Annotated in this window: 23 protein-coding genes; 15 read left to right on the top strand and 8 right to left on the bottom strand. The window is 38.4% G+C overall.

Annotated features, from left to right (window positions below):
* Positions 1-105 precede the first annotated feature (105 nt).
* Positions 106-600, bottom strand: coding sequence for an FxsA family protein (locus ACFILW_RS04595; RefSeq protein ID WP_375621976.1), 495 nt, complete (start codon positions 598-600; stop codon positions 106-108).
* Between the two features lie 167 nt (positions 601-767).
* Here ACFILW_RS04595 and ACFILW_RS04590 point away from each other — a divergent pair, with 167 nt between their 5' ends.
* Together ACFILW_RS04590 and ACFILW_RS04585 are read left to right on the top strand one after the other, a co-directional pair.
* Positions 768-1,460: a Tim44/TimA family putative adaptor protein gene (locus ACFILW_RS04590; protein WP_375645676.1), complete on the top strand. Its 693-nt coding sequence runs from the start codon at positions 768-770 to the stop codon at positions 1,458-1,460.
* 52 nt (positions 1,461-1,512) lie between these two features.
* Entirely contained in the window at positions 1,513-2,103 is a 591-nt protein-coding gene (locus tag ACFILW_RS04585; protein WP_375685245.1) for a Smr/MutS family protein, read from the top strand.
* 216 nt (positions 2,104-2,319) lie between these two features.
* Here ACFILW_RS04585 and ACFILW_RS04580 read toward each other — a convergent pair whose 3' ends face one another.
* Both ACFILW_RS04580 and ACFILW_RS04575 read right to left on the bottom strand, forming a co-directional pair.
* Positions 2,320-2,469 (bottom strand): hypothetical protein, encoded by a 150-nt coding sequence (locus tag ACFILW_RS04580; RefSeq protein ID WP_375621973.1) that lies wholly within the window; start codon positions 2,467-2,469, stop codon positions 2,320-2,322.
* Positions 2,470-3,010: 541 nt separating this feature from the next.
* Positions 3,011-3,547 (bottom strand): GcrA family cell cycle regulator, encoded by a 537-nt coding sequence (locus ACFILW_RS04575; RefSeq protein ID WP_375621972.1) that lies wholly within the window; start codon positions 3,545-3,547, stop codon positions 3,011-3,013.
* A gap of 484 nt (positions 3,548-4,031) precedes the next feature.
* On the opposite strand from ACFILW_RS04575, the gene ACFILW_RS04570 reads away from it, so the two are divergent.
* The 3 genes from ACFILW_RS04570 to ACFILW_RS04560 are packed head-to-tail and all read left to right on the top strand — an operon-like array spanning position 4,032 to position 7,195.
* Positions 4,032-5,246: an aspartate aminotransferase family protein gene (locus tag ACFILW_RS04570; protein ID WP_375621971.1), complete on the top strand. Its 1,215-nt coding sequence runs from the start codon at positions 4,032-4,034 to the stop codon at positions 5,244-5,246.
* Positions 5,243-6,178: an ornithine carbamoyltransferase gene (gene argF / locus ACFILW_RS04565; RefSeq protein ID WP_375621970.1), complete on the top strand. Its 936-nt coding sequence runs from the start codon at positions 5,243-5,245 to the stop codon at positions 6,176-6,178. The genes ACFILW_RS04570 and argF overlap by 4 nt, the downstream gene beginning before the upstream one ends.
* A gap of 36 nt (positions 6,179-6,214) precedes the next feature.
* Positions 6,215-7,195 carry an Hsp33 family molecular chaperone gene (locus ACFILW_RS04560; protein WP_375685244.1) on the top strand — a complete coding sequence of 327 codons (981 nt, stop codon included), beginning with the start codon at positions 6,215-6,217 and terminating at the stop codon, positions 7,193-7,195.
* A gap of 290 nt (positions 7,196-7,485) precedes the next feature.
* Here ACFILW_RS04560 and ACFILW_RS04555 read toward each other — a convergent pair whose 3' ends face one another.
* The 5 genes from ACFILW_RS04555 to ccmA are packed head-to-tail and all read right to left on the bottom strand — an operon-like array spanning position 7,486 to position 10,407.
* Positions 7,486-8,079, bottom strand: a complete 594-nt coding sequence (locus ACFILW_RS04555) for a DsbE family thiol:disulfide interchange protein (RefSeq protein WP_375685243.1) — start codon at positions 8,077-8,079, stop codon at positions 7,486-7,488.
* Position 8,080: 1 nt separating this feature from the next.
* On the bottom strand, positions 8,081-8,305 hold the full coding sequence (locus ACFILW_RS04550) for a hypothetical protein (RefSeq protein ID WP_375621967.1): 225 nt from the start codon (positions 8,303-8,305) through the stop codon (positions 8,081-8,083).
* Entirely contained in the window at positions 8,293-9,072 is a 780-nt protein-coding gene (locus ACFILW_RS04545; RefSeq protein WP_375621966.1) for a heme ABC transporter permease, read from the bottom strand. The genes ACFILW_RS04550 and ACFILW_RS04545 overlap by 13 nt, the downstream gene beginning before the upstream one ends.
* Positions 9,073-9,118: 46 nt before the next feature.
* On the bottom strand, positions 9,119-9,784 hold the full coding sequence (ccmB, locus tag ACFILW_RS04540) for a heme exporter protein CcmB (protein WP_375621965.1): 666 nt from the start codon (positions 9,782-9,784) through the stop codon (positions 9,119-9,121).
* 11 nt (positions 9,785-9,795) lie between these two features.
* Positions 9,796-10,407, bottom strand: a complete 612-nt coding sequence (gene ccmA, locus ACFILW_RS04535) for a heme ABC exporter ATP-binding protein CcmA (protein WP_375621964.1) — start codon at positions 10,405-10,407, stop codon at positions 9,796-9,798.
* Positions 10,408-10,704: 297 nt separating this feature from the next.
* Here ccmA and acnA point away from each other — a divergent pair, with 297 nt between their 5' ends.
* From acnA to cyoD, 10 genes are all read left to right on the top strand, one after another.
* On the top strand, positions 10,705-13,392 hold the full coding sequence (gene acnA, locus ACFILW_RS04530; RefSeq protein ID WP_375685242.1) for an aconitate hydratase AcnA: 2,688 nt from the start codon (positions 10,705-10,707) through the stop codon (positions 13,390-13,392).
* 237 nt (positions 13,393-13,629) lie between these two features.
* A complete protein-coding gene (gene rpsT, locus ACFILW_RS04525; RefSeq protein ID WP_273790272.1) occupies positions 13,630-13,896 on the top strand; it encodes a 30S ribosomal protein S20 in 267 nt (88 codons plus the stop codon).
* Positions 13,897-14,597: 701 nt separating this feature from the next.
* The gene (gene dnaA / locus ACFILW_RS04520) at positions 14,598-16,169 is read left to right on the top strand and encodes a chromosomal replication initiator protein DnaA (protein WP_375621962.1); all 1,572 of its coding nucleotides are present in this window, start codon (positions 14,598-14,600) and stop codon (positions 16,167-16,169) included.
* A gap of 187 nt (positions 16,170-16,356) precedes the next feature.
* Positions 16,357-17,478, top strand: a complete 1,122-nt coding sequence (gene dnaN, locus ACFILW_RS04515) for a DNA polymerase III subunit beta (protein ID WP_375621961.1) — start codon at positions 16,357-16,359, stop codon at positions 17,476-17,478.
* Positions 17,479-17,498: 20 nt separating this feature from the next.
* On the top strand, positions 17,499-18,629 hold the full coding sequence (gene recF, locus ACFILW_RS04510) for a DNA replication/repair protein RecF (protein WP_375621960.1): 1,131 nt from the start codon (positions 17,499-17,501) through the stop codon (positions 18,627-18,629).
* A 53-nt stretch (positions 18,630-18,682) separates the two neighbouring features.
* Positions 18,683-19,135, top strand: a complete 453-nt coding sequence (gene aroQ / locus ACFILW_RS04505) for a type II 3-dehydroquinate dehydratase (protein ID WP_375621959.1) — start codon at positions 18,683-18,685, stop codon at positions 19,133-19,135.
* A gap of 130 nt (positions 19,136-19,265) precedes the next feature.
* Positions 19,266-20,237 (top strand): ubiquinol oxidase subunit II, encoded by a 972-nt coding sequence (gene cyoA / locus ACFILW_RS04500; protein ID WP_375645684.1) that lies wholly within the window; start codon positions 19,266-19,268, stop codon positions 20,235-20,237.
* A 75-nt stretch (positions 20,238-20,312) separates the two neighbouring features.
* Positions 20,313-22,331, top strand: a complete 2,019-nt coding sequence (gene cyoB / locus ACFILW_RS04495) for a cytochrome o ubiquinol oxidase subunit I (protein WP_375621958.1) — start codon at positions 20,313-20,315, stop codon at positions 22,329-22,331.
* The gene (locus ACFILW_RS04490) at positions 22,328-22,996 is read left to right on the top strand and encodes a cytochrome (ubi)quinol oxidase subunit III (protein WP_375621957.1); all 669 of its coding nucleotides are present in this window, start codon (positions 22,328-22,330) and stop codon (positions 22,994-22,996) included. Before cyoB ends, ACFILW_RS04490 begins: the two co-directional genes overlap by 4 nt.
* The coding region (gene cyoD, locus ACFILW_RS04485) for a cytochrome o ubiquinol oxidase subunit IV (protein ID WP_375685241.1) at positions 22,996-23,813 on the top strand (818 nt) is incomplete at its 3' end. The genes ACFILW_RS04490 and cyoD, both read left to right, overlap by 1 nt.

The following is a 23,813-nucleotide window of genomic DNA, read 5'->3' as shown; positions in this document are numbered from 1 at the left end:
TTAGATCTAAAGACTAGATTGGTTATCACGCCTTGCAAAAGGTTGCAAGAAATGCGCTCTTTATCTTGAATATTTTTTTAGTTTGTTACAGATTTTTTAGGCATTTCAATGGTTATCATCATTTTTGCGCCATGGAGATTCTGTAGTATCATGAATTGTGTAATCTTCTGCTTTAAGATCAATTATTTTTTCAGAGTCATTTTTTCTTTTAGCATTGGGATTCATTTTGTTTTTTAATGATGCAAAGAAATGCCAAACAACAGAGCGAATAGGTTTAATAAGAAGTAATATTCCCAAGAGATCACTTACAAAGCCGGGAAGAATAAGTAAAATTGCACTAAACAGGATGAAAGCATCATTAATAATATTATTCTCTAATGTGCGTCCTTGAATAAGTTCATTTTGTATGTTTTTTAAAAGGCTAATCCCTTGAATTCGCAATAAAACAACCCCAACTATGGTTGTGAGAATAACCAAACTCAAAGTTGCCAAAATACCAATTTCTTGACCAACAAAGATAAAACCAGCAATCTCGATTAAAAGAATGCAAAGAAAGATAACAACAAAAAAACGAGGATTTATAGAATAAAGTTTTATCACATGAAAGTTTCCTTCTGGATGAGTAGGGGGAGAAATTCTTAAGAGCACTCCGTTTAAATCTATAAAAATATTTGAATGATAAGATTCCTTATTTTACATATTTATTGATAAATGGTATTGACTGCAATGTTTATTAGAGACTTAAGCTTTGGAGATTGATAGCGCCTATGGAATTTGACGTTATACTTGTCATAGCTCTTGTTGTTATGGTTGTTATTTTTGTGCAACTCCGTAATGTATTAGGGAAACGAATTGGGTTTGAAAAGCCACCCTTTGATCCTTATTCACGTCGTTCTAAAAAACAAGTTGAAGCAGAAACGGCTGATAATATTGTTTCGTTCCCTCATCAGAAAAATTCACAAAAAGACGACTTTAGTGAAATTGATAAAATTTCACCACAGGGAAGTATTTTGAATAAAAATTTGCGGGAATTGCATAGAATTGATCCTCATTTTTCTCCTCAATTTTTTATAAAAGGTGCACAAATTGCTTATGAAATGATTGTAACAGCTTTTGCCAAAGGTGATCGCAATCAACTTAAAAGCTTGCTTTGTCAGGATGTTTTTGAGAGTTTTTGTACGGCTATTGAGCAACGAGAAAAAAATAAAGAAAGAATAGAGTTCACTTTCGTTGGAATTAATAAGATCGAGTTTGTCGCGGCGGCAATACAAGAAAAGGATGAACTTTTAACGATACGTATCGTCAGTGAGATGATTTCTGTTACTTATAATGAACAGGGCGAGCGTATAGATGGTGATCCTGATGCTATTGTAGAAATTAAGGATATTTGGACTTTTGTTCGCAATAGCTTATCGTCAGATCCAAACTGGAAGCTTTTTGCTACAGAAGATGAAAATTAAAGTACTTTTGGTGTTTTTTCCATAAGCACTCAATGATTTATGAGAAATGAAAATGTCCTCAAATGAATGGAGACAAAAAAGAGGTTTATTGGCTTCACAAGATCGCCTTTTATGGGAGATGGTTTGTCGTACGACAACACCGCTTCATGGTAAGATATCCTCTTCTGTTTCAGAAAATATTGCAAATATTAATGATAAAAAACAGCGCGTAACTCAAAATCCTCCAGTGTCTCGTGAAAATCAACAACACTCCACAATGATTAAAAGAGAAAAGAAGGGTGTTACACAAGCGCATAAGATTCATTTCTTTGATCATGTTGCACATCATAAAATTTCTCAAGGTCGTTATCCTCTTGAGGCGCGTCTTGATCTCCATGGTTATATGCAGGAAGAAGCTTATTTTTTCTTAAAAAAATTTCTACAATTTTCTCAGCAGAGAGGATTGCGTTATGTCCTTGTGATTACAGGAAAAGGCCGATCAGTTGGGAGCGATGGAGCTTTATATAGATTTGTTCCGTATTGGTTATCAACACCAGCTTTTCGATATTATGTCCATGCGTTTGAGCAAGCAGCGCGTCAGCATGGCGGAGAAGGTGCGCTTTATGTTTGGTTGCGCCGTTTTGTGTCGGAAGCAGGAAATTGATGTTATTGTGGTCGTTCTAGGTTTAATATTTATTCATACTTATAATTTATTGTTTTCGTATATTTCGTAAGAGCCTTGAATACAATATTCTCTTCTTTATAATTTTTTATAAAAAATTATAAAGATATTATTTTATATTCTACGTATTACTTCACGCTTTTGTTTATCGCGTTCTTTAATGGGGACACATCCCTCACGCAAAACAGAACGACATTGTCATTGCATATATTCACAGGCTTGTTTTAAAGAAACATCTTTCAACACTCCCAATCCTATTTTGCGACGGCATTCGTGAAGGGTATAATGATAAATCCATGAAGCACGCCTATCTTTATGCTTAATAAAAGAGCAAGCTGGCATCATCATACACTTTTCCATACTCCCAATGTTGCGACAATTCTTTAAGCCCTTGGCACTTGAAAGCATTTATAAAGGCATGCTTTTCTTTAAGTGTTTTTACTCTACACGGCTCTCATCTTGTTTGTGATGTGCAAACGAAAAAATTTGATTAATTCAATATAAGAAGACTTAGAATGAGAGAGATATAGATGAACCTCATTCAGGTTGCAAAGCGATAAATTATTTTTATAAACCATAGCATGACTCTATTAAATACACGAAGAATAAAAACATGAGAAATTGAGAAACTGTCTTATTCAAAAGATATTGCTATGGATAGTGTTAACAGCAGTACAACTAAATTAAAGAGAATCGTGAAAATGAACAGAAATATAACTTTACAACACATAGCTGCGCAGTAGCACCAAAAGATACAGTTTCGTTGAATAGTTTATGAAGAAATATTAAAAGCCCCGTTTTCATAAATTTCTTTCTCATACTAATCCGATAGTCGGAAATTTAATAACGAAGCGCAGAAGGCGTAGAATATGAGATTCTACCGTGGGTATTATACTCTTATCCGACGTCTTTCAGATATTGGTTGAAATGCTAGCTTAGCATGAAAGGCACAATAGGGGCTATTTTCATCAGAATCGGCACCACAAAAATGAAAATCTGCTGATAATGGATCGCCAACCGGCCATCTACATGTATTTTCACTCAATTGTAGAAGATTAAGTTGACGTGATATAGGCACAACGACATTGGATTTTGTGGATATATCAACTTCTTTTACATCTTCCACTATAAATTCTGTCTTTAAAGCTGTTTCTTCAATACTTACAGATGATGTGTTTATTGGCGATACCGTGGATGTGTTGCGACGCACACGTGGAGATGATGGGCTGCTGCTTCCCACGGGAGTTTTTTGCACACGTGTGCTTCCTTGTGCTGTCTTACCACGTCCTGGTAACTTTAATCGATGTACTTTGCCGATGACTGCATTTCTGCTGACCCCCCCTAATTGAGCAGCAATTTGACTTGCACTTAACCCTTCACTCCAAAGCTTTTTAAGAAGCTCAACGCGTTCACATGTCCAACCCATACCAGTACTCCATTCCGATTACGTCACTAAGATGCTCTCCCCCGTTGCATCTTCAAATGTTTAAATAATGTTTTCATTACGCTGAATGAAAGAACTTTACACTCTAAGCGAGCATAAGAAAATCACCCAACCTGTGGACTTACAAATCAAAACACATCATCTTGCTTATTATATTGTAAATTACAATATGCACTCACTCTATGACAAGAGTCTTTAACTCTTGAAGAGTTTATTTAGAATGTTTTCCCCAACTTGCAAATCAATTATAGGCTAAACTTTTACTTTTGTTTAAGGCTTTTTCTCAAAATGCTTATTTGTAGAAGCTTTATTGACTTTTTTTCAATTGGTGTAATGATCTATTCCATAGGTCTAATCATTAATCGTAATGAAATGTTGAAAGCACCGTAACGAAATGTACCATGCTGTTTCATTTGTAGTATTGCTTTGTATATATTGAAAAGGTTAAAATATAAAGGAAATTATGATGGATGCTGTCTCTATACAACCACTTTATGAATGCTTCGCAAGACGAAATTTGCATTTTGAACAGGGGCATGGTGTATGGCTTATTTCCGATAAAGGAGACCATTATCTTGATTTCACATCTGGCATTGCTGTTAATGCATTAGGATATTCACATCCAAAATTGGTTGATACGCTCAAGATACAAGCTGAAAAACTTTGGCATGTTTCTAATATTTTTCAATCTCCTGAACAAGCATCTTTTGCCACGCGGCTTTGTGCAAATAGTTTTGCGGATAAGGTTTTTTTCTGCAATTCAGGCACTGAAGCATTGGAGTGCGCATTCAAAACGGCACGTCATTATTACTATGCTACTGGTCATTCAGCACGCATTGAAATAATTACTTTTGAAGGGGCATTTCATGGACGTACACTTGCAGCACTTGCTGCGACTGGGCATGAAAAGTATCTTGAAGGCTTTGGACCTAAAGCTGGTGGATTTATTCAAGTACCTTTTTGTGATGAAGTCGCTTTGCGTAACGCTATTAATAAAAATACCGCCGCTATTCTTATTGAACCTATTCAAGGAGAAGGAGGAATACGAACGGTTTCTCATGAATATTTAAGATTTTTGCGTAAAATATGCGATGATAATGGTCTGTTGTTGATTTTGGATGAAGTGCAAACGGGCATGGGACGAACAGGAAAGCTTTTTGCTTATGAATGGAGTGATGTCACGCCTGATATTCTTACCCTCGCAAAAGGACTAGGAGGTGGATTTCCATTGGGCGCTTGCCTTGCAACGGATAAAGTTGCAAAAAGTATGATACCTGGAACGCATGGATCAACCTTTGGAGGAAATTTGCTTGGAATGGCTGTAGGAAATAGTATTCTTGATATTTTATTAGAGCCAAGTTTTCTCATCCATGTTCAGCGCATGGGTGATAAGCTAAAAAGTGGGCTTTTGCACATTCTCAATATCTATCCTGATATTATCTGCGCAGTTCAGGGGATGGGGCTTATGTTGGGTATTCAATGTGTTGTGCCTTCAAATCTTGTCGTTAATGCTTTGGAAAATGAATATCTCTTAAGCGTTGCAGCCAACAACAATGTTGTGCGCTTATTGCCTCCTCTTATCATTAGGGAAGAAGAAATAGATGAAAGTTTGCATCGTATTGAAAAAGCAATTTCCTATCTTTCGCAAATAAATAAAGAAAGACAAATATCACACATATGACAAATGCTCTTCGTCATTTCACGGATTTATCCATTTTAACGCCAGCAATGGCACGTGCACTGATTGATTATGCAAAAATTCTTAAAGCATCTTTTAAGGCAGGAAAAGGTTCAAAACCTTTTATAGGTAAAACACTCGCGATGATTTTTGAAAAACCATCCACACGAACCCGTATTTCATTCGATATCAGTATGCGCCAGATGGGGGGAAATACGATCATGCTCACGGGTTCAGAGATGCAACTTGGTCATAGTGAAACCATAGCTGATACGGCGCGCGTTTTATCCCGTTTTGTGGATATTGTGATATTGCGAACAACGAAACACCAACGTATGCTCGAATTGGCACAATATGCACAAATTCCTGTCATTAATGCCCTTACAGATGATACACATCCTTGCCAAATTCTAGCAGATATCTTAACTTATGAGGAGCATCGGGGGCCAATTGCTGGCAAAATATTTGCGTGGATGGGGGATGGTAATAATGTGCTCCATTCCTTAATTGAAGCCGCAGCTCTTTTTGGTTTTCATTTGCGTATTGCTACTCCAAAGGGCAGTGAACCACAGGAAAAATTTATACATTGGGCACGTGAGCGGGGAGCACATCTTATGCTAACCCATGATCCCCAAAAAGCAGCTCAAGATGCTGATTGTATTATGACCGACACATGGGTCTCCATGGGACAAGAATTTCGTGCTCGCAGTCGTTCTATTTTTCAGCCTTATCAAGTCAATGAATCTCTCATGAAATTAGCAAAACCTGATGCTCTTTTTATGCATTGTCTTCCTGCTCATCGTGGTGAAGAAGTGGTTGATTCTGTGATTGATGGACCGCACTCTGTTGTTTTCGATGAGGCGGAAAATCGTCTTCATGCTCAAAAAGCAATTCTTTCTTGGTGTTTACAAGATGCGTTTTTCTCTACAAAATAGCCACCCTACAACAAATTATATAAAAAAGGCAAAGCTATGAGTAAACACGCTAAAGATGAAGCCTCTCTCAACAACACTTTCTTGCATGAAGATGATAATGTTATTCCCTTTCAAGTCGAAGAACTTGATATCCGTGGACGTACCGTACAACTTGGGGAAACTTTAAATTCTATTCTTAACAGACATCAATATCCTGAACCGGTTTCTTATCTTCTGGCAGAAGCTTTACTTTTAACGGTTCTGCTTGGAACTTCTCTAAAGCTTACGGGAAAATTTATTCTACAAACCCATTCCGATGGACCGGTTAATATGTTGGTGTGCGATTTTTCGCCTCCTTCCAGTTTACGTGGATACGCTCGTTTTGATAAAGAACAGCTGAAACAAGCAATAGACAGTGATCAAACCTCTTCAGAAACACTTTTAGGAAAAGGCACTTTAGCTTTTACGATTGATCAAGGTCCCCATATGCAACCCTATCAAGGGATAGTTGCATTAGATGGATCAAATTTACAAGAAGCTTCTCGCACTTATTTTGATCAATCAGAGCAAATTCCTACCGATATCCGTTTGGCTGTTGCTATATTAATTAATCGTGATCAACAAGGAAAACCGCAGAAAAGATGGCGCTCTGGAGGTATTTTGACCCAACTTTTGCCCCAAGCATCGTCTCATTACAAGCGAGAAGAAACAAAAAACCACACCCAATTGGATAACCAATGGCAAGAAGCCAAAATGCTCATGAAAACGATTGAAAGTGCAGAATTAACGGATCCTCAAGTTGGTAGTAAACAGTTATTGTTTCGTCTTTTTCATGAACAAGGTGTTAGAGTTTTTAATTCTTTTTCTCTTGTTGATCAATGTTCTTGTTCACGCGAAAAAATTAAAGGAATCCTAGAAGGCTTTCCTATTGATGAACGCAATAAAATGGTTCAAAATAAATATATTTCAGTTACATGTGAATTTTGCTCAAAAACGTATCGTTTTATAGCGCAAGAATTTTTGGAAGAAAAAACATAATCAAACATTTTTCATTAAGTAATGATGATTGCAATAAAAGCTTATTTTATTCACGTCATAAAAGTTTAAGCATAGCTAATATGAATCTCTAGAATATTTCTTTCTTTAGCTTTTTTCGATGTATGCCAATTATTTTCATATTTAGATGATTCATAAAAAGTATTTTTAGCCTTTTCTTAAACATTTTTTTAATTCAACATAAAGAAATTTAAAAAAATCTCATAGTATTCGATGTTTTCATTTAATAGATAAAAATGGTAAAAATTATTTAAAATCAATATGTCGATATTTTATTTGTCTTCTGTTACGATCGCTTGTTCAATTTTAGGGAGAATTTTTTTTTGATAAATTTGCCATGTTAAGGGACCAACATGTTTGGCAATAATAATACTCTCTTTATTCAAGAGAAAGGTTTCTGGTGGTCCATACACCCCCCAGTCAATAGCTGTATATCCTGAATCATCAAAGCCAATAAATTTAAAAGGATTACCAAAACTGTTTAAAAAGCGCAGGGCGTTTGCTTTGTTATCTTTATAATTAATGCCAATTAGATCAAAACGTTTATCTTGTGCAATTTTCATAAGAAGAGGATGCTCTTCGCGACAGGGTAAACACCAAGAACCCCAAAAATTGACCAATGTGACACGTCCTTTAAACTGTTTTGAATTGAGATAACTTTCCTTATCAAGGAGGGGAAGATAAGTATTGGGGGCAGGTTTTTCAGCCAATGCATTTGGGAGAAGAGAAGGATCTTGAGGGTATTTTTTACCCATAAAATTGAAAAAAAACACCATGAGCAGAAGAAAAAGCACAAATGGTCCAAAAAGAACAAACAAAACAGGCAAAGATATATTTTTTTTAAGTTTTAGAGAGATGTTTTTCATTCTATTTTTCTTTTTGTGACAGCTCTTTTTGGTTTAGCTGTTTGAGAATTTTTTTTTGGCATAGAGCTTTGTAAAGAATATATCCAATGAGACATAAGAGGGATATTGCAGAGAGCGTATAGCTTAAAACAACAATTTGCTCGTGTTTAAGAGTTCCAAGGAAAAAATCAATTTTCAAAGATAGATTTCCTAAAAGTCCGCTTTGGATGCCATTTAGGTCGAGCATGATGAAGAGTCCTGTTGTTGTGCACGACGGGATTTTTTCATCTGAAGTATTTGGATATAACGATGATTGATTTCATTTCGCATAGCCATCAAATAGAGCGTAATAAACATAAATATGAAACAAAAGAGCATTGTTATAAGGGGCCATAACATAGCATTGTCGATTGTTGGTCCTCCAGCGCGTAACAATGATGCTGGTTGATGCAATGTATTCCACCAATTAACGGAAAATTTAATAATAGGGATATTAACAAATCCAACAAGTGTAAGAATTGCAGTAGCGCGCGCGGCTTTTATTGGGTTATCGAAAGCTCGTCCAAGCAGGATAATGGAAAGATAGATAAAAAGCAGAATTAAAACTGATGTTAATCGTGCATCCCAGACCCACCATGTTCCCCATGTAGGTCGCCCCCAAAGTGCTCCTGTCATGAGAGCTAAGGCGGTAAAAATTGCCCCAATAGGCGCTCCACACTTAAGTGCCACATCAGCAAGATGATATTTCCAAATCAGATTTCCTAATGCCGCTGCACTCATCGTTACATAGCAGAATGTAGACAACCACGCAAAGGGAACATGAAGGTACATAATCTTAACAGTAATGCCTTGTTGATAGTCATCAGGGGAATGCATCACAAGAATAAGCCCTAAGATAAGGACACACAATGTTATGCTGGCTAACCAAGGCAAAATCATTTTGCTTATTTTCATGAAACGGGTAAAACTTATAGGGAGTGACCTGATTTTATATGTGCGCATTATTTCATTCATAAAATTCATAATAGGCAGAGTTTTGCTATGCGGCAATCATCTTTTATTATTCTGATAAAAGTTTAAGCGTTATCGCAGCAACAAAAGAGCTAAAAAGACTCAAAAGAAGTGAAAAAGCGCCAAGAAGAGCTAGGGATGTGAGAAAAGAGGCATTTGGGTTTGTTGGAGCTGTAGCAGCTGAAACACCAAAAATCATAATTGGAATGATCCATGGCAAGATAATGATGAAAATAAGAAGGGTACTTTGCAACAATGAGGTTGCCAGTGCTGCTCCTATAGCGCCAATAAAAATAATGGCTGGTGTTCCGCATAAAAGGGTAAGTATTGTTGTAAAAGTTATTACTACATCTAAATGGAGCATGAGGGCTAAAATAGGTGTAGCAAAAATAAGAGGAAGCATTGTTCCTACCCAATGGGCAAGACATTTGGTAAAGACAATTAGTGTAAAACTTTGTCTTTGTCCTGAAAGGATAAATTGGTCGAGATTACCATCATCGCGATCGATTTGGAAAAGTTTGTTCAGATTGAGGAGCCCTGCAAGAAGGGCTCCAAACCACAATATACCTGGTCCTATTTGTGCAAGAGTTTTGGGATCTGGTCCAATGGCAAAGGGGGTTATGATAACAACAGCGATGAAAAACAATAGTCCTGTTAGTGGAGAGGCTTGTGGTGCTAATAATAGTTTAAGATCACGCCAGAACAGTGCTTTCATTTTATTCTTTCTTAAAGAGGTAAAAATTTTTCCAAAGCGATTTTATGGTTTTCTGGAATACCTAGGGAACTATGAGTCGCGGCGATAATCATACCACCTTGATTGAGATGACGCTGGAAAATACGAGCAAGGAGTTTTTGAGCATGGTTATCAAGCCCAGATATTGGTTCATCTAAAATCCAAATAGGACGATAGGAGAGCAAAAGGCGAGCAATAGCTGCGCGTCTTTGTTGTCCAGTTGACAGAGCGTTAAAAGGTAAATGTTCAAGGTTAGAAAGACCAATATCGGCAAGAGCGTCATGCGCAAAATGTAAATGTTGACCGTAAAAATCTGCCCAAAATTGCAAATTATCAATGACAGATAAGAGAGGTTTCATAGCATTTTGAGGACCAAGATAATGACAGGCAGTTGCAACAGGGTATATTTGATCATGGTCTTTAAGGATTATATGACCTTCAGCAGCTTCAAGAAGACCGACAATGATTCGGAGTAATGTAGACTTTCCGATACCATTAGGACCGGTGATTGTCATAAGTTGCTGTGAAAATAAACAAAAAGAAAGACCTTGAAACAGAATTTCCTCGTTTCTGTGAGCGGCTAGATTTTTGCCTGATAACACCATGTGATTGCCTATTTTGTTTTTATTTTCATATTCTTTAGTGCATTATAGAATAAAAAACACATTTTTTATGCAATTGTACCTAGAATAGTTCTAGAAATAGTTCTATAAGGGGTGCCTTACATCAATATCTGGTGTAAAATGGTTTCTGGCGCTGATTTCCGCATTTGCCTATGAGCGGGTGGAGGGGGAAATGGATAGCGGAGGTAATTGCGTCTGCGCTCAAGCTGCGACCTTGACTCGTAGTTTGTGTTGTTCATTCCTGGAAATTGGGTGATTATAGTATGAGGGTGGACAGTCATGACTCAAATTGATAGCTTTAATTGTCGCAGAGTATTAAATGTTGGTGACAAAGAATATACTTATTATAGCTTGATCGAAGCGGAGAAGAACGGACTTGAAGGTGTTTCTCGTTTGCCGTTTTCGATGAAAGTTATTCTCGAAAATTTATTGCGATTTGAAGATGGTCGCACAGTTAAAAAAGAGGATATCCTCAATGTTGCTAAGTGGTTAAACGACAAAGGGAGCGCCGGGGCAGAGATTGCTTACCGTCCTGCACGTGTTCTTATGCAGGATTTTACAGGTGTTCCAGCAGTTGTTGATCTTTCTGCAATGCGTGATGCTATGGTTAAACTTGGCGGTAACGCTGAAAAAATCAATCCTCTGATTCCCGTTGATCTCGTCATTGATCACTCAGTTATTGTTGATGCTTTTGGCAATTCCATGGCTTTTAAGGAAAACGTTGAACATGAATATGAACGCAATGGTGAGCGCTATCGTTTTCTTAAATGGGGGCAGCAAGCTTTTCAAAATTTTCGTGTTGTTCCTCCAGGAACAGGGATTTGTCATCAGGTTAACTTAGAATATTTAGCACAATGCGTGTGGACGAAGAAGGAAGAGGGGTGTGAGACGGTTTATCCTGACACCTGTGTGGGAACTGATTCGCATACGACTATGGTGAATGGTTTGGGTGTTTTAGGTTGGGGTGTTGGTGGTATTGAAGCAGAAGCGGCAATGTTAGGCCAACCTGTTTCTATGTTGTTACCTGAAGTGATTGGTTTTCGTCTAACAGGGAAACTTAAAGAAGGTGTAACCGCCACCGATCTTGTATTAACGGTGACCCAAGTGTTACGCCAAAAAGGTGTTGTCGGTAAATTTGTTGAGTTTTTTGGTCCTGGTTTAGAGCATATGACGCTTGCTGATCGGGCAACGATTGGAAATATGGCCCCTGAATATGGAGCAACGTGTGGTTTTTTCCCAATTGATAAGGAGACAGTGCGTTATCTCAATATGACAGGGCGTGATGAAGATCGGATTGCCTTAGTGGAAGCTTATACCAAAGCACAAGGGATGTGGCATGATGAAATGGTGGCTCATCCCATTTTTAGTGATACAATTGAATTAGATATGGGAACCGTTGTCTCTTCTATGGCTGGTCCTAAACGTCCTGAAGGACGTATTGCATTGGAAAATGTTGGGCAGGGTTTTGAGAAGGCATTGGTCGAAGACTATAAGAAGACTTCTGGACAAGATAAACGTTATCAGGTCGAGGGTGAAGAATATACGCTTGGTCACGGTGATGTGGTGATCGCTGCGATTACGTCGTGTACGAATACATCGAATCCAAGTGTTCTTATTGCAGCGGGTCTTTTGGCACGAAATGCTGTGGCAAAGGGTCTCAAGAGCAAACCATGGGTAAAAACTTCTCTTGCACCCGGTTCACAAGTCGTTGAAGCTTATCTTCAAAATTCGGGTCTGCAAAAAGATTTAGATGCATTAGGATTTAACTTAGTAGGATTTGGATGCACAACATGTATTGGGAATTCTGGTCCTTTGCATCCAGCTATTTCCAAAACGATTAATGACAATGGTATAATTGCATCTGCGGTTCTTTCAGGAAATCGTAATTTTGAAGGGCGTGTTTCCCCTGATGTGCAAGCGAATTATTTAGCTTCACCACCGTTAGTTGTTGCACATGCGCTCATTGGGACAGTGTGTAAAGATTTAACCAAGGAACCTCTTGGTGAAGATTCAGATGGTCAACCGATTTACTTAAGAGATATTTGGCCAACTTCTCAAGAAATACAGGAGTTTATCGAAAAAAATGTCACGCGTAAGGTTTTTGCCGAAAAGTATGCAGATGTCTTTAAGGGAGATGAAAATTGGCAAAAAGTTCGGATTCCTACGGGTTCTACCTATTCTTGGGATGAGCAATCCACCTATGTACGCAATCCACCTTATTTCGATGCTATGCAGAAAACACCTGATATCTTACCAGATGTTAGAGATGCACGGATTTTAGGTTTATTTGGTGATAAAATCACGACGGATCATATTTCTCCTGCTGGTTCTATTAAAGCAGCTTCTCCTGCCGGAAAATATTTAATGGATCATGGTGTTAAAGTAGCTGATTTTAATCAGTATGGAACGCGTCGTGGGAATCATGAAGTTATGGTGCGTGGGACCTTTGCCAATATTCGCATTCGTAATTTCATGTTAGGGGAAAATGGTCGAGAAGGAGGTTATACGGTTCATTATCCGTCAGCGGTAGAACAAACCATTTACGATGCAGCAATGGCGTATAAACAAGAAGGTATTCCGCTCGTTGTTTTTGCTGGTATTGAATATGGCAATGGATCATCACGCGATTGGGCTGCCAAGGGGACCAATCTTCTTGGTGTCAAAGCGGTGATTGTGCAATCTTTTGAAAGGATACATCGCTCTAATCTTGTTGGTATGGGTATTGTCCCTTTTGTCTTTGAAGAGGGGCTAAGTTGGAAATCTTTAGGCTTAAAGGGAGATGAAAAGGTAACAATTGAAGGGATTCATAACTTGAAACCTCGTCAAAAGACTGTAGCGAAAATTACTTTTTCTGATGGTAAGGTAAAAACCGTTCCATTATTGTGCCGTGTTGATACTGAAGATGAGCTAGATTATTTGCATCATGGTGGAATTTTGCAATATGTCTTACGTAAGTTAGCCGTTTAAATTCTTTTGTTTGTTAAGAAATATCTATTATTAAGCTATACAGTTGCGGATCAAAGAGTTTGGCTTCGTTTTTTTATGACTATCTTTGAAAATCTAATTGACGTTAGCTTTGGGATTGCGCTATAAACCACACAGTTATAGGCAGCTTTATAGTTTTGCTTGGGTTGGATTTATTTATATTGGTAGAGTTGTTATTGAGACTCATTTTACCAAGGTGTTGAAAGAGAGATTATATTTATGGCGAATACACCTTCTGCTCGAAAAGCGGTGCGCAAGGTTGCGGCGCGCACACAGGTTAATAAGGCCCGCCGTTCACGCGTTCGTACTTTTATACGTAAGTTTGATGATGCTTTAGCGGGTGGCGATAAGGCGTCTGCAGAGATTGCATTTAAGAATTTTGAGCCTGAAATTATGCGTGCAGTTTCTAAAGGGGTTTTTCATAAAAATGCTGCTGCGAGGAAAGTATCGCGTTTAGCTAAACGTTTGAAGGCTCTCAGCGTTTAAGCTTTTTTTCCTTTATTGATAAAAAAGCCAGTATCCTTATGGATGCTGGCTTTTTGTTTATTGTTTCAAAAAGTTTCTCTTGAAAATAAGAATCGATAATGATTCTCCCCTTGAAAAAGGAGAGAAAGTTTATAGGGGGGGAGTATGGTTATCCACAAGCTTTGTGGATTTTTACAGAGTCTTTTTTGTCAAGCATTTTATTTTTTTTTTTAAATCTGATGAGATTCTTTAATTATTGGTAAATTTAGAGAAAAAAAATGAATTGAATCAATATTTTTTTCAGTCTTCATTGATATAAGCATTTTTTTCGGTTTTTTTGATTTTATTTTGACCTCTTGCATTTTACCGCTGCTGTTTTGTATGGTTCTTATGAAGACTAAAAAGCATGAAGGGGTCAATCAGCACATTATTCTGTATTTTGTTGAATACAAGATGTTTTGATTTAGGCTTTTCGAAGTTTTTGTGTTGGAGAGGTTTTCTGACAGTTTTTTAGTTTTCTTAATAGATATGTTTACCATTTTAGAAGGGTAGGTCATATCATGAGTGCAAGTAAATCTTATTGGTCATCTTTGTTAGTGGGGTTGTGATGAGGCTATCCTAGGGGAGGGTGAGTAATCTTATTTGGGGTAGGGCGTTTTGCCTTCGCTAGATTTATTTTAGCTGTTTGGCAGGACAAAATTTTATTTTTATCAGGATGGAAGATGGTGGATAAATTGAACTCTAAAGTTAGTTCCTTTAAAAGGGTTTCGGTAAATATCCTGTCGGCAGAGAACATAATAAAGAATAGGATGACGGAGAGTGATGAGAACGTTTGTAGAAATGCTCCTATAGGGCATTCTATTGTTTCAGAGGAAGAAAGTGCGGCGGCTTTTATACGTGTTATGGCGCAATTGAAGGTGCAGGTTGGTGTTGAGGCTTATACCAGTTGGTTTGGGCGCGTGAAGCTTGCTGAATATAGTCATACTCTTGTAAAGCTTTCTGTTCCTACTGCTTTTTTACGTTCATGGATTAATAATCACTATGGTTCTCTTTTGACTCATTTATGGAAACAAGAGAATTCAGCAATTCTCCGTGTTGAAGTTATTGTTCGTGGTATGGAACGCGTTTCAAGAGATGTCGTTTGTAAAAGAAGTGTTCCTCCTGTTGTGCTAGAGGAGCAGGCGACTTCATCTTTTATTGAAAGTTGCGCAGAGCATTTAGTTAAGAGTTCTCAAACGGGAGTTTTTGGATCTCCGCTTGATTCTCGCTATACTTTTGGAAGTTTTGTTGAGGGGGCTTCTAATCGTGTTGCTTTAGCAGCTGCGCGTTCCATTGCGGAGGGGCATAAAAGTGCTTTACGTTTTAATCCTCTTTTTATTCACGCATCTGTTGGCTTAGGAAAAACACATTTGCTTCAAGCGATTGCTGCTTCTGCATTGAAGCGTTTAACGTCTGCGCGCGTTATTTATTTAACTGCTGAATATTTTATGTGGCGTTTTGCAACAGCTATTCGTGATAATGATGCTCTTTCTTTTAAAGAACAGCTTCGTGATATCGACCTTTTGATTATTGATGATATGCAGTTTTTGCAGGGTAAGTCGATACAACACGAGTTTTGCCATTTGCTTAATATGTTGCTTGATAGTGCAAAACAGGTTGTTGTCGCTGCAGATCGTCCACCAGCAGAATTAGAATCGCTTGATCTTCGCGTTCGCTCTCGTCTTCAGGGAGGGGTAGCTCTTGAAATTGAAGCACCAGATTATGAAATGCGTTTGCAAATGTTGCGCCAGCGGTTGAAGGTGGCACAACAAGATGATGGCATGGTATCAATTTCTGATGATATCTTGGAATATATTGCGAAAACGGTTTTAGGGTCTGGGCGTGATATTGAAGGTGCATTTAATCAGCTCTTGTTTCGTCAATCTTTTGAGTCTGATTTATCTTTAGAGCGGATTGATGAGTTATTAGGTCATTTGACACGTCCTGGTGAACCTAAGCGCATTCGGATTGAAGAAATTCAGCGTACGGTAGCACGCCATTATAATGTTTCTAAACAGGACTTGTTATCTAATCGTCGAACACGTACGGTTGTGAAACCACGGCAAGTTGCAATGTATTTAGCAAAAGTATTAACTCCTCGCTCATTGCCAGAAATTGGGCGTCGTTTTGGTGGGCGTGATCATACGACAGTTTTACACGCTGTGCGTAAAATTGAAGATTTGGTTTGTGGTGATCAGACCTTGGCTAAGGAACTTGAATTGCTTAAGCGGTTGATTGGAGAACAGGCTGTATAGTGTTTATCGTTTCTTTCTTTGGAGAGACTTTAAAGAATTTAATGAAAAGATTTATTTTTTCTTATGCAGGAGTGACTTGCCATTTTAAGAGAGGTTTAATAGACTTTAACAGGCGATTCTTTAAAGAGGGTCTATTCTTTAATTCTAAAGAATTCTTATAGTTTTTAGTAAATCATACGGGGCTTTTATGCGTATTACAGTTGATCGCAGTCAATTTCTCAAGTCTCTTGGTCGGGTTCACCGTGTGGTAGAGCGCCGTAATACTGTTCCTATTTTATCGAATGTGCTGATTGATGCAGAAAATGGCCGTGTGCAGTTAAAAGCAACAGACCTTGATTTAGAGGTTACGGAATCTTTTGCAGTTAATGTTAAACAAGCTGGAGCAACAACTGTTCCAGCACATTTGCTCTATGATATCATTCGAAAACTTCCTGATAGCAATGAGGTTGTGTTGTCCGTCGATGAGAATCAAGCAGGTACAATGTCTGTTGTTTCGGGTTGTGCACATTTTCAGCTTCAATGTCTTCCGAAGGCAGATTTTCCAGAGTCGCTTCCTGGGCAGTTTGGTTGTCGTTTTTCTTTATCGGCGTCAGGCTTAAAACATTTACTTGATTGTACACAATTTGCTATTTCTACTGAAGAGACCCGTTATTATCTTAATGGTATTTATTTCCATATTATTAATGATGGTGTTTTGAAATTGCGTTTGGTTGCAACTGATGGTCATCGTTTGGCACAAGTTGAGATGGAAGCTCCTTCGGGAGTTGAAGGAATGCCCGGTGTCATTGTTCCCCGTAAAGCTGTAGGAGAATTGCAAAAACTTCTTTCAGAAGAAAATGATAGCGATGTATGTATAGAGCTTTCAGAGACAAAAATTCGTTTTTCTATAGGCTCTGTGATTTTTACATCAAAATTAATTGATGGAACATTTCCAGATTATCAACGTGTTATCCCTCTTGGAAATGATAAAGAATTAATTGTTAATAGGCAGGACTTTTCTTCTGCCGTTGATCGTGTTTCAACGATTTCAAGTGATCGGGGGCGTGCAGTTAAATTAACGATTGAGCATGGACAGTTAAGGCTTGTTGTTAATAGCCCAGATTCGGGCAGTGCAGAAGATCAATTATCAGTAACTTATGCATCTGAACCGCTTGAGATAGGGTTTAATTCACGTTATCTTTTGGATATTGCTGGGCAGCTTTCAAGCGATGAGATGGTTTTTATGTTGGCTGAGGCTGGAGCACCCGCTCTGATTCGTGATAATGATGATGTGGATGTGCTCTATGTACTGATGCCTATTCGCGTTTAGGGGCGGTTGTTTTGCAATGTATGGCCAGTCATGTGCACAAAGTGGCAGTGAGGCAGCTGAAGCTTTTACGTTATCGCAATTATTCTTTTTTCAATATTCATTTTTCTGGTCAGCATGTGGTTTTTACTGGCCATAATGGTGCTGGTAAGACGAATCTTTTAGAGGCATTATCTTTTCTTTCTCCTGGCCGTGGTTTGCGGCGTGCTGTTTATTCTGACGTTAGCTTTGTAGATGGTGGTGGAGGATTTGTTGTATTTGCGCGTCTTGAATGCGCTCTTTATGGTGAAGTAAAGATTGGTACAGCTTTCGAGGTTAGCGATAACAGTCGAAAGGTCCATATTAATGGTGTGAATGAGTCGAGTGATTGCCTAACAGATTATTGTCATATTAGTGTCCTAACACCGTCTATGGATGGTCTTTTTACAGGTCCTTCACTTGAGCGCCGTAGTTTTTTGGATCGTATGGTTTTGGCGATTGATCCCTTACATAGGCGCCGCATAGCCGATTATGATAGAGCTATGCGCGCACGTAATCGTTTGTTTTTAGATGGAAATGAAGATTGTGCTTGGTTTGATGCTTTAGAAAAGCAGATGGCAGAACTGGCGATAGCTATTTCTGCGGCGCGTGTTGATGTTATTCGTCTTTTAAATGACATGTTTACACAAATGCCATCACAGATACCTTTTCCACGAGCTTTTTTGCAAATTGATGGTTTTTTGGAAACAGCTCTTAGTGAAATATCAGCAACTGAAGTTGAAGAACAATTTTGTGATCGATTACGGCATAATCGCGCAATAGATCGTGCTGCTGGTCGGACGTTAGAAGGACCACATCGTGCAGATTTGCAAATTTTTTATGCTGATAAAAATAGAGCAGCAACATCTTGTTCAACAGGTGAACAAAAAGCGCTGCTGATAGGTTTAATTTTGTGTCATGCACGTCTAACAGGTATGATGTCGGAAAGAGCTCCCATTCTTCTTCTTGATGAAATGGCAGCCCATCTTGATTCGCATCGACGTGCTGCTTTATTTGATATTCTTGATGATTTAGCTGTACAAACATTTATGACAGGTACAGATCGTCTTTTATTTGATGACATAAAAGGACGCGCAGAATTTTTTGAAATTAAGGATGGAGCTTTATTGCCGTAAAAACATGCTAAATATTTTTTTATAAGTGATAGGTCTAAAAGAAAAGGCTTGCTATGTCAGAGATAATAACGATTTTAAATGGTCCTAATTTAAATTTTCTAGGTCAACGTGAGCCAGAAATTTATGGAACTGAAACTCTAGAAGATATTGAAAAATTTTGCAGAGAATGGGCAAAAAAAAATGATATTATAATAAATTTTTATCAAAGTAACTGTGAAGGGCAATTAGTAGCATGGATACAAGAAGCAATAGAGGCAAGTTCTGGATTGATCATTAATCCAGCGGCTTACAGTCATACATCTGTTGCACTTCTTGATGCCCTAAAAATGTTTTCAGGGCCGAAAGTAGAAGTTCATTTATCTCATATTTATCAGCGTGAAGCTTTTCGTCACCATTCTTATACATCTGCAGGTGTAGACGCTGTCATAACTGGGTGTGGAGGTGATGGATATTGGTTTGCACTTGAGTATATTGCAAAACAATTAAGCAAAACAATTAAATTGTGATAGATAAAGAGTAGGCGTTTAATAAGAGTAATATAGGCATTGAATTCTCTTGATAATTATTTTCAAATCTGTACAATGTGAGGTATATATTTATGACAATTTTTAGTGCGTATGACGGGGGTAAATAAAGGTGAAAAGCTTTGTTAGACAATTAGAAATGCTTGTGATTTTAGGGGGAGCACTGCTTTTGTCTGGTTGTAAAATTGATGTTATACAGCCATCAGGTTATGTTGCACGTCAACAGCTCATTTTGATCGTTGTTTGTGTGGTGGTGATGCTTTGTATTGTCATCCCAGTTATGGTGAGTGTGGTATTTTTAGCTATAAAATATCGTGCATCGAATATGAAAGCGGACTATTCTCCTGATTGGGCGCATTCAAATAAAATTGAAGCATTGATGTGGGGTATTCCAGTTGTAATTGTAATGGTTTTAGGTTCATTAACAGCTTATTATACCTATAAGCTTGAACCTACAAATCCTCTTCCAGTGGAAGTTGTGGGTGAAGGAAAGCCATTACAGATTAATGCTGTTGCTCTTGATTGGAAATGGCTTTTTATTTATCCTGAATATGGTGTTGCATCGATTAATGAGATTTATGCGCCTGAAGGACGTCAAGTTTTATTGCAATTAACGTCAGAGAATTCTGTCAATGCTTTTTGGGTTCCCAAATTGGGTACAGTTCTTTACGCTATGCCGCAGATGAATGCTAAGTTGCATTTGGTCGCTGAAGAGCAAGGAGTATTCAAAGGAGCCTCAGCAAATTACAGTGGTGATGGTTTTTCGAGTATGCGGTTTAAGTGGCATTCTGTGTCTTTGCAGGATTTTGAGGATTGGATCGTAAAAGCTCGGGCTAATGGTCGAGTACTTGATCGTGCATCTTATCGTCAACTTTCTATTGCGCCTCGTATGGGTGATATTGCTGCGAAGGAAAAAGATGCTGAAGTTCGTTATTTTGCACCTGTTGAGAAGCGGCTTTATTATCGTGTTGTTAATCGATGTGTCGATGAAAAGACGGTATGTAATGAAGATTTAATGAAACGTGCTGCTGCTCAGACGCTATGGGGTGCACTATGTTCAGTGTTTGATCCTGATGTTATTTAAAGAGTCAATAAAGTAAAGAGCCCTTTTAACAAAGGTTTCTTTTAAACTTGAATTTCATTTGAAATGGGTTGAGAAATGTTTGGAAGACTTACAGATCCTACGGCAGGTGCTTTTCATGCGCTTGCACATGAACCGATCGTTTTGTATACATGTATTGCGATTGTTTTGGTTGGTTTAATTGCTGTTATTGCTTTAACAGCACTTGGGTGGTGGGGGATTCTATGGCGAAATTGGATTACAACGGTTGACCATAAACGCATAGGTATTATGTACATCGTTCTTGGAATTATTATGCTTGTTCGCGGTTTTGCGGACGCACTTATGATGCGAACGCATCAAGCTTTAGCTCTTGGGAGTGAAACAGCAGGTTATTTGCCCCCTGAGCATTTTGATCAAATTTTTTCGGCGCATGGTACGATCATGATTTTTTTCATGGCCACGCCTATTTTATTTGGTCTTTTTAATTATCTTATACCCCTTCAAATTGGTGCGCGTGATGTTGCTTTTCCCTTTGCAAATAATCTAGGTTTTTGGATTACGGCTGCGGGGGCAATATTGATTAACATATCCCTAGGTGTTGGTAATTTTGGTCGTGGTGGTTGGCTGATGTATCCACCTTTTACAGAATTGCAAACGAGTCCAGATACAGGGGTAGATTATTATTTATGGTCCCTTCAGCTTTCTGGTATTGCAACAACAATGGGATCAGTAAATTTTATTGCAACGATGATTAAAATGCGTGCTCCTGGAATGACAATGATGAGAATGCCTGTTTTTTGTTGGAGTGCTTTTGTCAGCAATGTTCTTATTTTAGTCATTTACCCTGTCTTGGCTGTAGCATTTGCACTCTTGGCATGTGATCGTTATTTGAACATGAATTTCTTTTCTAATGTTGGTGGCGGAAATCCGATGGTATGGATTAACTATGTTTGGATTTTTGGTCATCCTGAGGTTTATGTTTTAGTTGTTCCTGCTTTTGGAATTGTTTCCGAGGTTGTATCAACGTTTTCTTCAAAACGCCTCTTTGGTTATACTTCGATGGTATGGGCCATGTTGGTTATTTTGATTCTTTCGCTTCTTGTTTGGGGACATCATTTTTTCACAATGGGTGGCGGTGAAGCTGTGAATACTTTCTTTGGTATTGCGACAATGATCATCGCAGTTCCAACAGGTGTAAAAGTCTTTAATTGGTTGCTTACGATGTATAAAGGTCGAATTCGCTTTGAGCCTCCGATGCTTTGGTGCATGGGCATGATCTTTACATTTGTTGGTGGTGGATTAACTGGTGTTTTATTATCTATTGTCCCTGCTGATTGGCAGTTTCATAATTCGCTTTTTTTGATAGCACATTTCCACCATACAATTATTGGAGGTGTGGTTTTTGCTTATTTAGCGGGGATTGCATTTTGGTTTCCAAAAGTTTTTGGTTATAAACCAAATCGCATACTAGGTATTGCATCTTTTTGGTGTTGGTTTATTGGTTTTTACCTTGCCTTTTTCCCTGTTTATGCGCTTGGTTTAATGGGGGCGACTCGTCGTCTTCAGCATTACATGGAACCTAGTTGGCAGCCGATGTTTATTATTGCTGCATTGGGTGCTTGTATTATTTTACTTGGTATCCTTTGTTTTGTGCTACAGGTTGTTTTGGCGATTTGGTACGGTATTAAGCATAAAGGTCATTTACCGGTAACATTAAATGATTCTTGGGGTGATGCACGTACACTTGAATGGTTTACCTCTTCACCGCCTCCTTCCTATAATTTTGCCCTCCTTCCAAAGATACAGTCTGATGATGCTTATTGGAATATGAAGAAAAGTGGTTATCAACGGCCGACAAGTGGATTTACAAAAATTCATATGCCATCAAATACATCGGCTGGAATTATTGCTGGTTTCTTCTCATTAGTTGTTGGTTTTGCGCTTGTTTGGCATATTTGGTGGCTTGTTGCGGTTGGACTGGTTGGTTTTATTGCAACGCTTGTGTGTCATTCATTAACAGGTGATCATCATGGTTACTATATTCCAGCTGAAGAAGTGCAAAAAACTGAAGATGCCTTTACGGCTGTTCTTAAAGAACAAGGAGTGACAGTATGAGTGCTGTAACAATGAATAACGCGAGTACTATAGATGAACTTCACCACGATAGTAGCTCGGTAATGACGTTTGGTTTTTGGGTCTATATTCTTTCAGACTTAATCTTGTTTTCGACACTATTTTCAAGTTTTGCTGTATTTTCTGCTTCTTATGGCGGTGGTAAAGCGGGCAATGAGTTTATAGATTTAAAGTTTGTTTTGGTTGAGACTGCTTTCTTGTTGTTTTCATCCGTCACTTATGGCTTTGCAATGGTACAAGCACATAAAAATAACATCAGTGGTGTGCGTTTATGGATGGCTATTACCTTTGTATTGGGGTGTTGCTTCATTGGTATGGAACTTTACGAATTTCATGAACTTTTGAATGAGGTCTTTTATTTCGATCCAAATGCTTATGCGGGTATTGATCCTGCAACAGGTTTACAGCTTTTTGGACGGGAAATTCTCTCTGCTTATTGGTCAGCATTTTTTGCTTTGGTTGGCACTCATGGTCTTCACGTAACTGTTGGTCTTCTTTGGATGGTTGTGATGTTTTTTCATCTTCGTCGTAATGGTTTGGATCAGGATAATAAAACACGTTTAGCATGTCTTTCCATTTTTTGGCATTTACTTGATATTGTATGGATTGGTGTTTTCACCATGGTTTATCTATTAGGAGCGTTGTGATGAGCATGCAAAATGAAACACATGGTCCCAGTACTGGTTCCTATTTGGTTGGTTTTATTCTGGCTGTATTTTTCACCTTGGGTTCTTTTATTCCTGTGATGTATGGGATGATGGAAAGTTGGGCAATTAGTACAAAGGTTGCATATCTTATTGGGATGGCGATTATTCAGATTATCGTACAAATTGTTTTCTTTTTACATTTAAGTTCTGGTCCAGATGCCAAGTGGAATTTAAGCGCGTTGTGGTTTGCTGCTATTTGCGTTTTTGTTATTATTGGGGGAACTTGGTGGGCTATTTCTCATTTGAATTATAATATGATGGGTGGTTCAGGGCGTGTTATTGAACCGGAAATATCAAGTAGAGATGATTCTTCAGTGTCTGAGCAGTTATCAAACAAAGATATATCCGTAAGAAAACAGCCAGAAAAGATACAGAGCTCAGAAGTTTCGATGGAGCAAGGTGCAAGTACGCAAACTCCTGTAGATCAAGCACCTGGTTCAGAAATGCCCATGGGGCAAGGTCTAAGTACGCAAACTCCTGTAGATCAAGCACCTGGTTCAGAAATGCCCATGGGGCAAGGTCTAAGTACGCAAACTCCTGTAGATCAAGCACCTGGTTCAGAAATGCCCATGGGGCAGGGTCTAAGTACGCAAACTCCTGTAGATCAAGCACCTGGTTCAGAAATGCCCATGGGGCAAGGTCTAAGTACGCAAACTCCTGTAGATCAAGTACCTGGTTCAGAAATGCCCATGGGGCAGGGTCTAAGTACGCAAACTCCTGTAGATCAAGCACCTGGTTCAGAAATGCCCATGGGGCA

The sequence above is a fragment of the Bartonella sp. TT110JLCBS genome, from assembly GCF_042193405.1.
Lineage (GTDB): Bacteria > Pseudomonadota > Alphaproteobacteria > Rhizobiales > Rhizobiaceae > Bartonella.
Note: the sequence above shows the minus strand (reverse complement) of the source record. Positions and strands in the feature narration are given on the sequence as shown.

Excerpts from the sequence above, each read along its gene's own strand:
- ACFILW_RS04585 (WP_375685245.1), top strand. The coding sequence starts at position 1,513 with ATGTCCTCAAATGAATGGAGACAAAAAAGAGGTTTATTGGCTTCACAA.
- dnaA (WP_375621962.1), top strand. The coding sequence starts at position 14,598 with ATGGTGGATAAATTGAACTCTAAAGTTAGTTCCTTTAAAAGGGTTTCG.
- ccmA (WP_375621964.1), bottom strand. The coding sequence starts at position 10,407 with ATGGTGTTATCAGGCAAAAATCTAGCCGCTCACAGAAACGAGGAAATT.
- recF (WP_375621960.1), top strand. The coding sequence starts at position 17,499 with ATGGCCAGTCATGTGCACAAAGTGGCAGTGAGGCAGCTGAAGCTTTTA.
- ACFILW_RS04545 (WP_375621966.1), bottom strand. The coding sequence starts at position 9,072 with ATGAATGAAATAATGCGCACATATAAAATCAGGTCACTCCCTATAAGT.
- ACFILW_RS04490 (WP_375621957.1), top strand. The coding sequence starts at position 22,328 with ATGAGTGCTGTAACAATGAATAACGCGAGTACTATAGATGAACTTCAC.
- dnaN (WP_375621961.1), top strand. The coding sequence starts at position 16,357 with ATGCGTATTACAGTTGATCGCAGTCAATTTCTCAAGTCTCTTGGTCGG.
- ACFILW_RS04550 (WP_375621967.1), bottom strand. The coding sequence starts at position 8,305 with ATGCTCGACCTAAATGGCATCCAAAGCGGACTTTTAGGAAATCTATCT.
- argF (WP_375621970.1), top strand. The coding sequence starts at position 5,243 with ATGACAAATGCTCTTCGTCATTTCACGGATTTATCCATTTTAACGCCA.
- aroQ (WP_375621959.1), top strand. The coding sequence starts at position 18,683 with ATGTCAGAGATAATAACGATTTTAAATGGTCCTAATTTAAATTTTCTA.
- ACFILW_RS04575 (WP_375621972.1), bottom strand. The coding sequence starts at position 3,547 with ATGGGTTGGACATGTGAACGCGTTGAGCTTCTTAAAAAGCTTTGGAGT.
- ACFILW_RS04560 (WP_375685244.1), top strand. The coding sequence starts at position 6,215 with ATGAGTAAACACGCTAAAGATGAAGCCTCTCTCAACAACACTTTCTTG.
- ACFILW_RS04580 (WP_375621973.1), bottom strand. The coding sequence starts at position 2,469 with ATGATGATGCCAGCTTGCTCTTTTATTAAGCATAAAGATAGGCGTGCT.
- ACFILW_RS04590 (WP_375645676.1), top strand. The coding sequence starts at position 768 with ATGGAATTTGACGTTATACTTGTCATAGCTCTTGTTGTTATGGTTGTT.
- ccmB (WP_375621965.1), bottom strand. The coding sequence starts at position 9,784 with ATGAAAGCACTGTTCTGGCGTGATCTTAAACTATTATTAGCACCACAA.
- acnA (WP_375685242.1), top strand. The coding sequence starts at position 10,705 with ATGACTCAAATTGATAGCTTTAATTGTCGCAGAGTATTAAATGTTGGT.
- ACFILW_RS04555 (WP_375685243.1), bottom strand. The coding sequence starts at position 8,079 with ATGAAAAACATCTCTCTAAAACTTAAAAAAAATATATCTTTGCCTGTT.
- cyoB (WP_375621958.1), top strand. The coding sequence starts at position 20,313 with ATGTTTGGAAGACTTACAGATCCTACGGCAGGTGCTTTTCATGCGCTT.
- ACFILW_RS04570 (WP_375621971.1), top strand. The coding sequence starts at position 4,032 with ATGGATGCTGTCTCTATACAACCACTTTATGAATGCTTCGCAAGACGA.
- rpsT (WP_273790272.1), top strand. The coding sequence starts at position 13,630 with ATGGCGAATACACCTTCTGCTCGAAAAGCGGTGCGCAAGGTTGCGGCG.